This is a genomic window from Acinetobacter sp. ESL0695, from assembly GCF_029392135.1.
In the GTDB taxonomy this organism is placed as follows: Bacteria; Pseudomonadota; Gammaproteobacteria; order Pseudomonadales; family Moraxellaceae; genus Acinetobacter; species Acinetobacter pollinis.
The window spans coordinates 2,411,386-2,425,362 of sequence record NZ_CP113932.1; the positions used below are offsets into that span (position 1 = coordinate 2,411,386).

Here is a 13,977-nt window from a genome sequence, read left to right on the forward strand (position 1 = left end):
GTTTTTTTTAATATGAAAATTATTTAAGTGAAAGCTCATATGCTTTCGCTTTTTCCACATCAAATTGTTTTTCCCATTTACTAATAACAAGTACTGCTAAGGCATTACCAATTACGTTCAATGCAGTACGTGCCATATCTAAGATACGGTCAACACCTGCAATAAATGCAAGACCTTCTAAAGGAATACCGACAGAGCCTAACGTTGCAAGTAACACAACAAATGATACTCCTGGAACACCCGCAATACCCTTAGACGTTACCATAAGCGTTAAGACAAGGACAATCTCTTGAGTTAACGACAAGTCGATACCATAAAGCTGAGCAATAAAGATTGCTGCGATACTTTGGTAAAGTGTAGAACCGTCTAAGTTAAATGAGTATCCTGTTGGTACAACAAAGCTAGAAATTGCTTTTGGTGCGCCATATGCTTCCATTTTTTGCATAATACGTGGTAGAACTGTTTCAGAACTAGCCGTCGAGAATGCTAAAATTAATTCATCTTTTAAAATTTTAATAATAGTAAAGATATTTAAGTTACAGAATTTAGCAACTAAACCTAAAACACCTAGACCAAAAATAAAGATTGCAGCATAAACCAAAGCAACAAGTTTTGCTAAAGGCACTAATGATGAGAAACCGAAGCTTGCAACAGTTACTGCGATTAATGCAAACACACCGATTGGTGCATACATCATAACAATATGTGTTACACGGAACATTGCTTCAGAAACAGATTTCATTACATCTAATAATGGCTGTTTTGTTTCGTTTGGAAGTGCAGCTAGACCAGTACCAAAAATCACTGAGAAGAAGATAATTGGAAGCATTTGTGCACTTGCCATTGCACTAAATATGTTAGATGGAATTAAAGACAATAGTGTCTGCATAAAACCATGTGAGCCAGATTGAACTTGCTCAGTCGTATGTTCATATTGAGAAATATCAACTTTATGTAAAAGAGACATATCTACACCAGCACCAGGCTGGAATGTATTTGCTAAGAATATTCCTAAAATAATTGCAACAGTTGTAATTACTTCGAAATAAATAATTGTTTTTAATCCAAGTGTTCCTAGTTTCTTAGAATCACCTACACCAGCAATTCCTAAAATAAGTGTAGAAATTACAATTGGAACAACAATCATTTTAATCAGACTAATAAAGATCTGACCTGCAGGTTTCAAGAAATTAGTAACTGCATAATCTCTAACTTCAGGTTGATTATGTAGAATCGCCCCTACAATAACCCCTAAAACAAGGGCGATTAAGATTTGCCACGCCAGACTAATCTTCACTTTTTTCATAGGCCAAAAACCCTACTCAGTCCCATCATGTGCAATCAATATTGACATTACAGCCGCGGGAAGTGGAAAGATAAAAGCAAAAACTCATGTGTTGAGTCTTTATAATGCTCTGCTAAAAACTGAACTAATGTACTAATGGGCTATGTAAGCGTCAACATAAAATTACATATGATACCAGTTAAATAATGTATCATTTTTTATTTTCTTTAATTATCAAATGCTTATATATATCCCAATTTTCCTTATCAGTTTATATCCACTCTAATATTTTATGAAAAAATAAAAAAATCAATTATACTAAAGTCTTGTTTTACAGAAAAATTTATAATTTTATGATATGAATCAAATAACAAAAATCTATAATTCAACTGATTTTATAAATACAATATTTCTTTTGTACTTACAATTACACAAATGCTCGTTATAATCATTTTTTCATAAACATCAAAAAATACTGAGCTCTATGACAACACTAACTTGCTTTAAAGCCTACGATATTCGTGGCAAATTAGAAACTGAACTCAATGAAGATATCTCCTATAAAGTTGGACGTGCCTATGGGCAAATTTATAAACCAAAAACGATTGTTGTAGGTTGCGACGTTCGCTTAAGTAGTCAAAGTTTGAAAGAAGCACTTATTCGTGGTCTCAATGATTCAGGTGTAAATGTACTCGATCTTGGTATGACAGGCACAGAAGAAGTATATTTCGGTGCTTTCCATTTAGATGTACAAGGTGGTATTGAAATTACAGCAAGCCACAACCCGATGGACTACAATGGTATTAAACTGGTTCGTGAAAATGCGCGACCAATTAGTGCAGACACTGGTTTAAAAGATATTCAAAAACTCGCTGAAGAAAACAATTTTGAAGAGATTGCTCAAAAGGGTACGACAGAGTCATACAACATTTTACCTGAGTTTGTAGAACACCTTTTAACTTATATCGAACCTGAAAAAATTCGCCCATTAAAGCTTGTAGTAAATGCAGGAAATGGTGCAGCAGGTCATGTTATTGATGCTTTAGAAGAAAAATTTGAAGCCATGAATATTCCTGTTGAGTTTATTAAAATTCATCATGAAGCAGATGGTAATTTTCCAAATGGTATTCCTAACCCCTTACTCGTCGAAAATCGTGCAAGTACTTCAGAAGCTGTTTTAAAACATGAAGCAGACATGGGAATTGCATGGGATGGTGACTTCGACCGTTGCTTCCTTTTTGATGAAAAAGGAGAGTTTATTGAAGGTTATTACATCGTTGGCTTACTTGCACAAGCATTTTTAATCCAAAAGCCTGGTGAAAAAATTGTGCACGATCCTCGTCTCATCTGGAATACATTAGATATTGTTGAAAAATATAATGGTATTGCTGTTCAATCTAAATCAGGTCATGCATTTATTAAACAAGTAATGCGTGAAGAAAATGCCATTTACGGCGGTGAGATGAGCGCGCATCACTATTTCCGTGATTTCTCATACTGCGACAGTGGCATGATTCCATGGTTACTTGTGACTTCACTACTTTCTGAAACGCAGCAAACACTTTCCTCTTTAGTAGAAAAAATGATTGCTAAATTCCCATGTAGTGGAGAGATTAACTTTAAAGTTAATAATACAGATACAGTAATTCAACGCATCTTTGATCATTATGCTGTTCAATCACCAACGATTGACAGAACTGATGGTGTAAGCTTGGATTTTGGCGCATGGCGTCTAAATATTCGAGCTTCGAATACAGAACCATTACTGCGACTTAATATTGAAATTAATGCAGAAGCAGCAGGTCGTTCTGTACAATCTTATGTAGATGAAGTATCAGCAATTATTACACAATAAACAATTTGGCTAGCAATAGCTCGACTATTGCTAGCTCCTTTGTTTCACGTGGAACATAGGTAATGTATATAGAGTGAAATACGATCCTGCTCTAATCCATTTTTATATTTTTCAATCTTGATCTTACTCACACTATGCTTTGGATTATTCTTCTTATTATAGGAATATGCTTTTTAGGCCTCATTTTTCAATTTTGGCTCGTTATTTTATCAACGGTCATTGGGGGCACATTTTGGGGAACCACAGGAGGAATTATTGGCTTTCTGGTTGGGTGTTTTTTGCAAGCAACTCAAGAAAAAAAGTTTGTCCGTTCACGCCGTCGTCATGACAACTACTATACGCACTCAAACCAAGTGCCGTATAACATTACTCGATTAAAACCTATTATTGAACTTGTTAGTTATTATACAACATTTCCAGATCAGACATGGTCAACAGATAAAGTAAGTTATGTCAAAAATGTATTTCAAGCAGAATGCAAAGATGCAACTGACTTACGTTTACTTAAAAATCTATTGAAAGAACGAAGCGTAGATTTATCACAGATTCTTAGGGGTGTATTAAGTATTGCCTCTGATTATGAAACACGTATTACCATTTTTAAAATGTGTTGCCAAGGGTTAAACTATAATGATTATAATGATCGAGATATGGAAAGAATCCTTACAAATTTGGCAATGCACCTGCAACTGCATGCGTTTCACTATCAAACCATTATTAATATGTTTAAGTCTCACTATGAAGACAATTCTAACTATAGAAATGAAGAATCGAATACGACGAGCTTATCAGATGCTTACCGAATACTAGATCTATCCGAAACAAATGATCAAAGTGCCGTAATTAAGGCATATCGCAAAAAAATGATGCAATATCATCCAGACAAGCATCCCAATGCATCAGATCTTGAAAAAGAAAAACTCAATGAAAAAGTCAGCGAAATACAAAAGGCAAAAGAACGTATTCTTAAAGCTCTTTCATAAATGAATATATTATTTAAAGCCCATTGGATTTTGTCTTTGCCAGTTCCAACTGTCTTTTAACATATCTTCTAATTGAAATTGGGGTTGCCATTTAAGCTCTCTCATTGCACGTTCATTATCTGCAAAATAAGCAGGTAAATCGCCTACTCGGCGTGGTGCATACTCAAAAGGTATGTCCAACCGATTTACCTTTTCAAAAGTTTCTTTAATCTCTAATACAGAGTGCCCCTGCCCTGTACCAATATTCCAAGTACGACAGCCATTTGTTTTTAGACGGTTATCTAAAGCATGCAGATGTGCAGTTGCTAGATCGACCACATGAATATAATCGCGAACACATGTGCCATCGGGGGTGTTATAGTCATTACCATATATAGATAACTTTTCTCTTTTCCCTATAGCAACCTGAGTAAGATGAGGAATTAAGTTATAGGGCTTTCCTCGTGGATCTTCACCAATTTGCCCACTTTGGTGTGCACCAATCGGATTGAAATAGCGCAATAGAGCGATAGACCAACGCTGATCTGCTAATGCTAATTTTTCTAGCATTTGCTCAGTCATCAATTTTGTAAATGCATAATTATTATACGGCGTATTGGCAGGCATATTTTCATGGTATGGCGATCTATTATTTTCTCCATACACAGTCGCAGACGAACTAAATACAATATTAAATACATTGGCCTGTTCCATTGCTTTAAATAGGCTAATGCTTCCTGCAATATTATGTTCAAAATACGAAAGTGGAAATCTTTGACTCTCTCCCACTGCTTTTAAGCCTGCAAAATGAATAACAGCATCAATTGAATGATCTTTGAATATTTGTCTAAGCTTTTGATCATTACGGATATCGCACTCAATAAATATTAGTGATTTTTGAGCGAGTTTTTCTACACGTTTTAGTGGTTCTAAACAACTATTCGATAAATTATCAATAACGATTACATCATGACAAGATTCTAAAAGGGCAAGACACATATGTGAACCTATGAAACCAGCCCCTCCAGTCACTAATACATTAGACACCCTTCTTACCGAGCAGTATTTCTAATAATCCTTGTGTAGACACATCGAATGCTGACAAGTCATCTTGTTCACCATTTAAAACAGGGAGCAATTGATTTGCAATTTCCTTACCTTTTTCTACGCCCCACTGATCAAATGGATTAATATTCCAAATGACAGATTGCACGAAAACTTTATGTTCATACAGCGCAATTAACACCCCTAAAGTATATGGACTTAATTCCTGAATAAGCATTGTCGTACTGGGCTGATTCCCTTCATATTGCTTATATTCAGGTAAATGATCTAACTCTTCTTGCACAAGTGCTTGATTACCAAATGCCAGTAACCTAGATTGTGCTAAACAATTAGAAAGTGCCAAATTGTGCTGTACAGCCAATGCATCTGCATTCTCTACATACGTAAAATGTTTTGCATTATAACGTTGTACTGGTGCAATAAAGTCACAGCTTACAGAGTGTGTACCTTGGTGCAGTAACTGATAAAAAGCATGTTGGGCATTTGGACCAACTTCACCCCATACAATTGGACATGTTTTCAATTCAACTTTTTTATGATTTCTCTGAATGGATTTACCATTAGATTCCATTTCAAGCTGTTGTAAATAAGACGCAAAATACTTTAAACGACCATCATATGGTAGAACTGCATGCGTCTGCATGTCTAGAAAGTTAGTATTCCATACACCAAGTAGTCCCATTAACACAGGAATATTTTCTAAAAATGGGGCACTTTGAAAGTGCTGATCCATTGAATAGGCACCAGCAAGAAATTGCTTGAACCCTTCAACTCCGACAGTGAGTGCAATTGGTAAACCAATACATGACCAGAGTGAATAACGTCCACCTACCCAATCCCAAAGTAAAAATTGTTTTTCAGGATCAATTCCCCAAGCGGTCATTTTTTCAGGCTTTGTAGATACGCCAATAAAATGATTCTTGATTACCTTATTGGTTTGACCAAGGGCTTTTTCAAGCCACAAGCGTACTGTTTTTGCATTCGATAATGTGTCAATCGTGCCAAATGATTTTGAAGAAATAATAAAGAGCGTTGTTTCCGGGCGTAGCTGATGCAGTAGATCAGATAATTGACTACCGTCCATCGTAGAAACAAAATGAGTCTTTAATGGCGCTTTCGTCTGAACCTTAAAATCAGACAATGCATGGCTTACCATTAATGGGCCAAGATCGGAACCACCTACACCAATATTCACCACATCTTGGATGACTTCACCTGTCGCACCACGATATTGTCCTTGATGAATTTTTTCAACCAGTGCATACATTCTTTCAAGTTGTTCATTCACTTGATTCGCTAAGAGCTGATGTTGACTTCCTTGCTGTGGCAACCTGAGCGCCCAATGCATTACAGCACGATTTTCAGTATAGTTAATGGCTTCAGTCGAAAAAAGCTTACCAATCCAATCATCTAATTTTTGTTGTTTAGCAAAGTTAACGAGCTCTTCAAGCACAGGAGCTGTAATGCGCTGTTTACTATAATCAAAAATAAGATCTTCAAAAGTCTGTGAAAATTCTTGGAATCTTGATGGGTGCTGATTAAAAAGATCATTTAAATGAACATTTTGTAAACTTGTAGAAAGCTTTTTCAAGTTATTGTACGGCGTATTCATTATATCTTTTGGGAACTTTGTTATATTTTGGTCGCTCATATTCGCCCAACTCCTTCATATGCAAAGCCTTGTGCTTTGACATAATTTGCATCATATACGTTACGACCATCAAGAATGAGTGGATGGCTCATCAACTGATGTAATCTCGTATAATCTAAACTTAAATACTCTTTCCATGCTGTCAGTAAACATAAAGCATCTGCATTTTCAACAGCCTCATAACGATGTTCACACAAGATCAGATCATCACGACGACCATATTTCTTTGCAATCAATGGCAATGCCTGCGGGTCATGTAGTTGAACCGTTGCACCTTGTGCCCACAATGCAGTTAACATCTCATGAATAGGTGAAAAATTTATTCGAGCTGTATTTTCTTTAAATGAAGCACCCCAAATGGCAATCACCTTGCCTTTGAGGTTACATTGATAGTAATTCCATAGCTTACGAAATAACACTTCTTTTTGTTGTTCGTTAATATTCCAAACTTGTTCTAACAACTCACTACGTGTGCCAGTTTCTGCAATGGTTTTAGTCAGTGTAATAATATCGTGTGAAAAGTTTTCACCACCAAAGCCAACACCAGGTGCTAAATAGGATGAACCAATTCTAGAGTCAGCACCAAGGCCTAATCGAACATTTGCAATATCTACACCCATTTTTTCAGCAACTTGTGCCAAGTCATTCATATAACTGATTCGAGTTGCCAACATGCCAGAAATACTCAGCTTGGTAAATTCCGCATCTTGAATAGGCATAAATAAATAGTGATGATTTGAACTATAAAAGGGTCTTAAAATTTCTTTAATTTTAGTTTTTGCAACAGCAGTTTCGACACCTACAACAATATGTTGAACTTTGGTAATACTGTTAAGTGCATTACCCTCTTGAACCATATCTGGTAAGTAACACCAATTATCTTTCGTTGCAAAAGCTTGTAATTTTTTTGTACCTTCTAGACCAAAACTTGACCCATTAATCATAAGTTTAGGATGAATAATGGGTTGTTCTTGTAAATTTTTTAATACCTGTACCGCAAACTCATACTCATGCGAATTAAATGCAAGAAAATACGCATCCACATCGTTTGGAATATCTTCACACTCAGAAACAATTAAGTTTTTATAATTAATTTGTTTTTGTATTAAATCATTAACGGTTTTATCTTGGTATTCTACTGAACAACCATATTCTTCTACAGGATACTGACACCAATAGGCTTGGTGTCCGTATTCTGCAAATAAACCCGCCATGACGCCTGCATTTAATGTTGTTCCATAAATTGCAATTCTCATGACTTTCCTTTTTTTTAAATATTTAATTCTTCAATCATTTTTTTAAATTCTTGACCTAATTTAGGATGCTCTATTCCGTAGTGCAAAACAGCTTTCAAGTAGCCTAACTTACTACCACAGTCAAATGTTTCACCTTGCATTCTAAAAGCTTCAACCACATCGCTCGATTGCAAAGTTGCAATTGCATCTGTTAATTGAATTTCGTTTCCAGCACCTTTAGGTGTGGTTTCTAAAATATTCATAATTTTTGCAGGTAGAACGTAACGCCCAATTACAGACAGATTGCTCGGTGCCTTATCAATTGAAGGCTTTTCAACAATGCCTTTCATAACCACACTTTCACCCATTTGAGGTGTTTGATCTACATCAACAATTCCATACTGATCTACCAACTCTCGTGGTACGGCTTCGACCATAATCTGTGCAGCATTCGTTTGGCTAAAACGCGCCACCATCTGTGCAAGATCATTCTCTGAACTTCTCTCTTTTACCAATACATCTGGAAGTAGTACAGCAAAATCATCACTTCCAATAACGTCTTTTGCACAAAGTACAGCATGGCCTAAACCGAGTGGTTGAGGTTGTCTTACACTAATAATAGATACATCTTCGGGTACAATTTTTGTAATTTCATTGAGCAAATCAATTTTATTCTTTTTTTCTAATGTTGTTTCTAGTTCAAAATTACGGTCGAAGTAATTTTCAATTGATGCTTTAGAGCTATGGGTCACCAAGATAATTTGTTTGATTCCTGCAGCTACTGCTTCTTTAACTACATATTCTATTGCTGGACGATCTACAACTGTAACCATTTCTTTAGGAATAGACTTACTGGCGGGTAAAAAGCGTGTTCCTAAACCTGCAACTGGAAGAATAGCTTTTTTAATCATAACAACTCTGCTTTCATTAAGAAAAAATTTATTGGTTTGATGATATATTCTAGTTAAATTAAATTGAATATAATTTTATTCAAATTTAGTTAATTCTTTTTGTCATCTTAAAGAACTAAGGCATCATATAATATATTATAATACAGATGGAATAAATCCATAAAAAATATACATAAATAAAATTTAGAATTGTTTTATTCTAAATTTTAAAGTTCTGCCATTTTAAAAATTTCTATTAAAAAATTTCAATCACATCAGATAATTAATTCTAAATATAATTTTACATAAAGTATCAAGATGTTTTTTTACATATTTATACGCTAGTGCTATTTTAGTCATTTAAATATGTTATACCTTACTGAGGTATGCTTTTATGAACAAAGGAAATTGTTCATATGAGTTCGTATTCATGTAATTTTTTGGATTTTTTATGCGTAAAATTCTACCTATTTCAGCTGCTATTTTAGTCAGCAGTCTTACACTACTTCCGCTTACTGGTTGCTCTAAATCAGAGACAGCACAAAAAGATAATAAAGCCTCTGCAGCTGCGACTAAAGATCAAAAAAGCACAGATCCTTTAGAAGTTCTAAGCTATGCCCAAGGTTATCAACTCGGTGCCCAGCTTCCTGCTGAGATCAATACAAAGCAACTCGCTTTAGGTATTGAAGAAGGTAAAGCACATAAAGACTCAATTTATACTCAAGATGAAATTAAAGCTGCTTTTGAAAGCTATCAAAAAACTGTAGCTCAAAAAGCACAAGAAGCTGTGAAAAAGAATGAACAGTTTTTAGCAGACAATGCGAAAAAACCTGAGATAAAAACAGCACCATCTGGCTTACAGTATCAAATTCTGAAAGAAGGTACAGGTAAAGCCCCAACCGCTAACTCTACTGTTAAAGTGAACTACGAAGGAAAACTGGTTGACGGTACTGTATTTGACAGCACTTACAGCCGTAATGAGCCTGTTGAACTTGCATTAGGCTCAACTATTCCAGGCTGGATTGAAGGTATTCCTAAAATTAAAGAGGGTGGTAGCATTATGCTTTATGTACCTGCCAAACTAGGCTATGGCGAACATCCAGTTGGCAATATTCCTGCAAATAGTGTTTTAATCTTCAAAGTAGAACTTTTACAAGTGAAATAACACATAAATAAACATTTAGGGGTAGAAAATATCTGTTAATTTTCTATCCCACCTCATACTCTACCCATTAACTTACTTTACTTATCCATTGATTTTTATAATAAAAATAGATTGAAAAATTTCAAGACTAGGAATATTTTTCATAAAGCGTTAATATAAAAAAATACTACTTATTTTTAATCTATCCCGTAGTATCTTCTAACTTCATGTATAGAGCATTAGACATCTATATGGAAAACAATACCTAAATAGCCTTATTCATTCATTGATTTCAGTGTATGTAAGCTAGGTATTACTTAATTTATTTGATTTTTTTTGGGAATATCGACATGAATAAGACTATAGTTGGCCTATTTTCAGTCACATTAGCAACTACAGCAACATTGGCAACAGCAAATAGTAACAACAATGTTAGCGAACAAGAGGCTTACAGACTAGGTACGCAACTCGCAAATAATAAAGATGCATCTACTGCATTGCGTCAAGGTATTGAAGATGGGCAAAGAAGAGACTCTCGTAATCAGAATACCGATAACAACAGTAACAGACAAAACTCGAGCAGAACGAGCAACCAAGAAGATAATCGCTCTTCTCGAAATGTAAACACGAACAGTTCAAACAATCAAAACCAGAATACACGTAACGAAAGCTATGGCAGTAATAGCTCTAACCAAAATAGCAGAGATGAAGGCTATTCGAGCAACACAAACCAAAATACAAGAAACTCTAATACTGGTAACAGTAACGTAGGAAATACAAACTCACGTAATAATGCGAGTAATCAAGCTGGAAACTCGCAACAACGTGGTGCAAGCAACGTAAACGATCGTACATTCTTTGCTGAAAATGGACGTCGCTTAGGTGTGGTAACGACAAACTCTGGACTACAATATCAAGTATTGAAAGCAGGTTTAGGTCGTATTCCACGTGACCAACAGAATGTGCGTATTTCTTATGAAATTAAAGACTTAAATGACAAAACACTGGCTCGTCAAACAGATCAGTACTTAAGATTGAATCGCTTAATGCCTGCACTTGCAGAAGGTGTGCAAACAATGCGTGAAAAAGGTAAAACACGATTCTTTATTCCAACTGGTTTAACGTCAGGTATTCGTGACTTTAACTCTTCTGTTCCAGCCAATACAGCTGTAATTGTTGATGTAGATTTACAAAGTATCGAATAATTTTTGTTTGTCTCATCAAATACATTTTTAATGAAATTCACTATACAAAGGTATCTCTCCTGAGATACCTTTGTTACATTATCAATCAAAGGATAAAATAATGAAAAAAAATCTGATTTTCGCTATTTTTTCTCTCTCCTGTATCACAAATATTGCTAGTGCAACAACAATTAATACTCAAAGTGCTTTAAGTGATCAAGCAGGATATAGTCTTGGCTATTTACTAGGTAAAAATAATACTGAAGCATTACAGGGCATTAATTTAGATGCTTTTATTCAAGGCCTCACAAATGCTGCTCAGAATACTACCCCTGCCCTAAATGAAGAACAGATGGGTCAAGTACTTATGACCTATAAAAAGCAAACAGAAGCAAAAGAGTTTTTGGAGTTAAAGCAACAAGCGGAAAGTAACCAAAAATTAGGAGACAGCTTTCTTCAAAAAAATATGAAAAAATCTGGTGTGATCACCACAAAAACAGGGCTGCAATATATTACATTACAAGAAGGGACAGGTATTAGTCCTAAGTCTACCAGTACTGTTCGACTCAACTATGAAGGGCGACTCATTGATGGTACTGTATTTGACAGTTCTATTGCACGCCAGCAACCTGTCACATTACAAGTCAAGGATGTGGTTACAGGGTTAGCACAGGGTCTGCTTACTATGAAAGAAGGTGGAAAGTCTCGCTTCTTTATTCCTGCTCAACTGGGATACGGAACAATTGGCGCGGGCGACACCATACAACCGAATAGTACACTCATTTTCGATGTTGAACTCTTAAAAGTAGAAAATTAGAATTTAAGTGTTCTGTAGATAATTTGCGATAAAATGAATAATTCAATTTGTCGCAACTTTCTATTATAAAATAATATTACATACAATATATTTACAAATTCATATAAAAATTTAAAAATATGATCTGGTTCAATTGCAAAATATAATAATGCAAAACAACCATCGATCTAAATTATAATTGTGACTCTGAGTAGAGTCGTCAATAAATATAACGATCGGTTATAACTATTAATTAGATCAGTTTAATCTAATTTAAATATGAGAATAATCTGATTAAAATTAATACTCAAGCATGATATTGAGTTTTTTAGGAAAAATATGAATTTAAAACATCCTTTAGCAATCGCAATATTGATTGCTCCGACTTTTGCATCACAAATGACCATTGCAGCAGACCCACTTACTCGTGACAACGGTGCTCTCGTTGGAGATAACCAAAACTCACAAACAGCAGGTGCGAATGGTCCGACACTTCTTCAAGATGTTCAACTTATTCAAAAACTACAACGTTTTGACCGTGAGCGTATTCCTGAACGTGTTGTGCATGCTAGAGGTACAGGTGTACATGGTGTATTTACACCATCTGCAGACATCTCAGACTTAACAATTGCAAAAGTATTTAAACCAGGAACACAAACACCTGTATTTGTACGCTTTTCATCTGTAGTTCATGGAAATCATTCCCCTGAAACATTGCGTGACCCTCGTGGTTTTGCAACGAAGTTTTATACACAAGATGGAAACTGGGATTTGGTAGGTAATAACTTTCCAACTTTCTTTATTCGTGATGCGATTAAATTCCCAGACATGGTTCATGCTTTCAAACCAAACCCGCAAAATAACTTAGATGATATGGGTCGTACGTTTGATTTCTTCCAACATATTCCTGAAGCAACTCGTACCCTCACAGAGCTTTTCTCAGACAATGGTACACCAGTAGGCTACCGTTTCATGGATGGTAACGGTGTACATGCATATAAACTTGTAAATGCTAAGGGTGAAGTACACTACGTTAAATTCCACTGGAAAAGCTTACAAGGCACTAAAAACTTAACACCAAAAGAAGTTCCAGTTGTTCAAGGTCAAGATTATAGTCATATGACAACTGATCTAGTGAACAGTATTAAACGTGGTGACTATCCAAAATGGGATCTTTATATTCAGGTACTTACTCCTGAAGACTTAGACAAATTTGACTTTAACCCATTGGATGCGACAAAAATTTGGCCAAATGTTCCTGAACATAAAATTGGGCAAATGGTACTAAATAAGAATGTAGATAATTTCTTCCAAGAAACTGAGCAAGTGGCGATGGCGCCTGCAAACATCGTTCCTGGTATCGAGTTCTCTGAAGATAAACTTCTTCAAGGTCGTGTATTTGCATACTCTGATACACAGATGTATCGTTTAGGTGCAAATGGTTTAAGCCTACCAATTAACCGTCCTATGGTTGCTGTAAATAATGGAAACCAAGATGGTGCAATGAACTTCGGTCATACAACATCATCTGTTAATTATGAACCAAGTGCACGTAACCCAAGACCGCAAGTTGCATCTGCTCGCTATACTGAGTCAGCGCTAAACGGGAAAACACAGCAAACTAAAATTCAAAAAGAACAGAATTTTAAACAAGCTGGTGATTTATACCGCTCATTTACCACAGCAGAACGCCGTGACTTAATTGAGAACTTTGGTGGCGCACTTTCAGGGGCTGATGAATCTGCAAAATATAAAATTGCATCATTCTTATATAAAGCCGATCCTGAATACGGTACAGGTGTTTCAAAAATTGCAAAAGTTGATGTAAACCGTGTGAAAGCAATGGCTGCTCAATTACAAGACTAATTTTTCACAAATGTGAGAATCAACATCATGTATGTGACATGCAT

The 13,977-nt window shown here is 35.5% G+C and carries 11 protein-coding genes; 6 read left to right on the forward strand and 5 right to left on the reverse strand.

What is annotated here, in order from left to right; genetic code table 11:
- Positions 1 to 19 precede the first annotated feature (19 nt).
- Positions 20 to 1,306 (reverse strand): glutamate/aspartate:proton symporter GltP, encoded by a 1,287-nt coding sequence (gltP, locus tag OZX61_RS11600; RefSeq protein ID WP_277094863.1) that lies wholly within the window; start codon positions 1,304 to 1,306, stop codon positions 20 to 22.
- 463 nt (positions 1,307 to 1,769) lie between these two features.
- Here gltP and OZX61_RS11605 point away from each other — a divergent pair, with 463 nt between their 5' ends.
- The gene (locus OZX61_RS11605) at positions 1,770 to 3,140 is read left to right on the forward strand and encodes a phosphomannomutase CpsG (protein ID WP_277094865.1); all 1,371 of its coding nucleotides are present in this window, start codon (positions 1,770 to 1,772) and stop codon (positions 3,138 to 3,140) included.
- A gap of 134 nt (positions 3,141 to 3,274) precedes the next feature.
- Entirely contained in the window at positions 3,275 to 4,123 is an 849-nt protein-coding gene (locus OZX61_RS11610) for a DnaJ domain-containing protein (RefSeq protein WP_277094866.1), read from the forward strand.
- A 9-nt stretch (positions 4,124 to 4,132) separates the two neighbouring features.
- On the opposite strand, the gene galE is transcribed toward OZX61_RS11610, so the two are convergent.
- From galE to galU, 4 genes are read right to left on the reverse strand one after another with little or no spacing between them, the layout of a single operon-like run.
- Positions 4,133 to 5,149 (reverse strand): UDP-glucose 4-epimerase GalE, encoded by a 1,017-nt coding sequence (gene galE / locus OZX61_RS11615; protein WP_277094867.1) that lies wholly within the window; start codon positions 5,147 to 5,149, stop codon positions 4,133 to 4,135.
- Positions 5,142 to 6,779: a glucose-6-phosphate isomerase gene (pgi, locus tag OZX61_RS11620; RefSeq protein ID WP_277095663.1), complete on the reverse strand. Its 1,638-nt coding sequence runs from the start codon at positions 6,777 to 6,779 to the stop codon at positions 5,142 to 5,144. Before pgi ends, galE begins: the two co-directional genes overlap by 8 nt.
- Before the next feature lie 35 nt (positions 6,780 to 6,814).
- A complete protein-coding gene (locus OZX61_RS11625; RefSeq protein ID WP_195771856.1) occupies positions 6,815 to 8,074 on the reverse strand; it encodes a nucleotide sugar dehydrogenase in 1,260 nt (419 codons plus the stop codon).
- Positions 8,075 to 8,088: 14 nt separating this feature from the next.
- Positions 8,089 to 8,964, reverse strand: coding sequence for a UTP--glucose-1-phosphate uridylyltransferase GalU (gene galU / locus OZX61_RS11630; RefSeq protein ID WP_277094868.1), 876 nt, complete (start codon positions 8,962 to 8,964; stop codon positions 8,089 to 8,091).
- 430 nt (positions 8,965 to 9,394) lie between these two features.
- Here galU and OZX61_RS11635 point away from each other — a divergent pair, with 430 nt between their 5' ends.
- From OZX61_RS11635 to OZX61_RS11650, 4 genes are all read left to right on the forward strand, one after another.
- Positions 9,395 to 10,108 carry an FKBP-type peptidyl-prolyl cis-trans isomerase gene (locus OZX61_RS11635; RefSeq protein ID WP_195771858.1) on the forward strand — a complete coding sequence of 238 codons (714 nt, stop codon included), beginning with the start codon at positions 9,395 to 9,397 and terminating at the stop codon, positions 10,106 to 10,108.
- 329 nt (positions 10,109 to 10,437) lie between these two features.
- On the forward strand, positions 10,438 to 11,292 hold the full coding sequence (locus OZX61_RS11640; protein ID WP_277094869.1) for an FKBP-type peptidyl-prolyl cis-trans isomerase N-terminal domain-containing protein: 855 nt from the start codon (positions 10,438 to 10,440) through the stop codon (positions 11,290 to 11,292).
- Between the two features lie 100 nt (positions 11,293 to 11,392).
- Positions 11,393 to 12,088, forward strand: coding sequence for an FKBP-type peptidyl-prolyl cis-trans isomerase (locus OZX61_RS11645; RefSeq protein ID WP_277094870.1), 696 nt, complete (start codon positions 11,393 to 11,395; stop codon positions 12,086 to 12,088).
- Between the two features lie 378 nt (positions 12,089 to 12,466).
- Positions 12,467 to 13,933: a catalase gene (locus OZX61_RS11650; protein WP_195771867.1), complete on the forward strand. Its 1,467-nt coding sequence runs from the start codon at positions 12,467 to 12,469 to the stop codon at positions 13,931 to 13,933.
- Positions 13,934 to 13,977 lie beyond the last annotated feature (44 nt).

What these genes read in the sequence shown, in the direction of transcription:
- OZX61_RS11610 (WP_277094866.1), top strand. Translation starts at nt 3,275, where the DNA reads ATGCTTTGGATTATTCTTCTTATTATAGGAATATGCTTTTTAGGCCTC.
- OZX61_RS11650 (WP_195771867.1), top strand. Translation starts at nt 12,467, where the DNA reads ATGACCATTGCAGCAGACCCACTTACTCGTGACAACGGTGCTCTCGTT.
- OZX61_RS11605 (WP_277094865.1), top strand. Translation starts at nt 1,770, where the DNA reads ATGACAACACTAACTTGCTTTAAAGCCTACGATATTCGTGGCAAATTA.
- galU (WP_277094868.1), bottom strand. Translation starts at nt 8,964, where the DNA reads ATGATTAAAAAAGCTATTCTTCCAGTTGCAGGTTTAGGAACACGCTTT.
- OZX61_RS11635 (WP_195771858.1), top strand. Translation starts at nt 9,395, where the DNA reads ATGCGTAAAATTCTACCTATTTCAGCTGCTATTTTAGTCAGCAGTCTT.
- OZX61_RS11645 (WP_277094870.1), top strand. Translation starts at nt 11,393, where the DNA reads ATGAAAAAAAATCTGATTTTCGCTATTTTTTCTCTCTCCTGTATCACA.
- OZX61_RS11625 (WP_195771856.1), bottom strand. Translation starts at nt 8,074, where the DNA reads ATGAGAATTGCAATTTATGGAACAACATTAAATGCAGGCGTCATGGCG.
- pgi (WP_277095663.1), bottom strand. Translation starts at nt 6,779, where the DNA reads ATGAATACGCCGTACAATAACTTGAAAAAGCTTTCTACAAGTTTACAA.
- gltP (WP_277094863.1), bottom strand. Translation starts at nt 1,306, where the DNA reads ATGAAAAAAGTGAAGATTAGTCTGGCGTGGCAAATCTTAATCGCCCTT.
- OZX61_RS11640 (WP_277094869.1), top strand. Translation starts at nt 10,438, where the DNA reads ATGAATAAGACTATAGTTGGCCTATTTTCAGTCACATTAGCAACTACA.